Genomic DNA, 291 nt, shown 5'->3' on the forward strand with positions numbered 1-291 from the left:
AATCAAGCCGCAACTGAGCGCATGGATCTACATGACGATGGTCGGGATTCTTGGGTAAAAAGCCAGTCGTGAGCGCCGAATCTGGCAGTATTACGATGAGACCCCCTCCCTGCACAAATTGCCCATCCTGCCTGAGTTTCTTGCTGAGGGCCGTAAATTCGGCGGCGCAACCGTTGACGGGCTGCAGAACTTCCCACAGCTTGAAGAGATTTACGGAACCAACGCCCCCAAACCCATCTTGGACCTGCTTAACACGCGTGTATTCTACCGCGCGCCCAGCGGATCGGTTGC

The 291-nt window shown here is 55.7% G+C and carries 1 pseudogene; it reads left to right on the top strand.

Annotation, left to right across the window (positions count from 1 at the left end):
* Window positions 1-73 precede the first annotated feature (73 nt).
* Window positions 74-291: pseudogene (locus KVT28_RS24885) on the top strand (type IV secretion system DNA-binding domain-containing protein); the annotation flags it as partial.

The organism is Pantoea sp. GbtcB22 (assembly GCF_019091025.1).
Taxonomy (GTDB): Bacteria; Pseudomonadota; Gammaproteobacteria; order Enterobacterales; family Enterobacteriaceae; genus Pantoea; species Pantoea leporis.